This window comes from Hyphomicrobium sp. 2TAF46, from assembly GCF_052114865.1.
GTDB lineage: Bacteria > Pseudomonadota > Alphaproteobacteria > Rhizobiales > Hyphomicrobiaceae > Hyphomicrobium_B.
Genome location: NZ_JBFRFO010000031.1, coordinates 1 through 631 on the forward strand (window position 1 = coordinate 1; position 631 = coordinate 631).

Genomic DNA, 631 nt, shown 5'->3' on the forward strand with positions numbered 1-631 from the left:
CCGAGCGTGATGCTGCCGAGTGTGTCGGTCGCGGCGTTCAACAGATGGATCGTGCCCCGCGTGTTGACCGACGTCGTCGACAGCAGCACCCCGTCCTGCAGGATCGTCCGCCCCGCCAGCGTGATGTCGCCCTGCGGCGCGAAAATGAGACCCGTGTTCCGCACCACCGCCAGCGCATCGCGGACCACCGGCGAGATCTCGTTGCCCCGCGTCGTCGAGAAGCTGTTCGCGTCGGTGCCGTAGCCGCGCCGCAGGATGAAGTCGTTGCCGGCCGCCAGCTGCGTCTGCCCCAACGGCGTCGTGATCGTGCCGGCGTTCGTGACCTCGCGGCCCATCAGCAGCACGAAGCCGCCGCCCGCCGTCACCGACGCCGGCGCGCTGGTGGTGATCGCCGCCCCCGCCTCCACCCGCACCGCGCCGCCGGCGTTGGTGAAGCTCGGGATCCAGCTCGTGCCCGACTGCGTCGAATAGAGGCCGCTGGCGAGGAACTGCTCGTTGGAGATGGCCGCCGTCGAGGCGATCAGCGCCCCGACGTTGACCTGCGACGTGCCGCCGAAGATGATGCCGTTCTGGTTGATGACATAGACCGAGCCGTCGGCCTTGAGGTTGCCGAGGATCTGGCTCGGCTTGC

General features: G+C 69.3%; 1 protein-coding gene. It reads right to left on the reverse strand.

Features of this window, described 5'->3' with window-relative positions:
• A partial coding sequence (locus tag AB4Z24_RS22520) for a two-partner secretion domain-containing protein (RefSeq protein ID WP_441711892.1) occupies window positions 1-631 on the reverse strand: 631 nt, incomplete at both ends.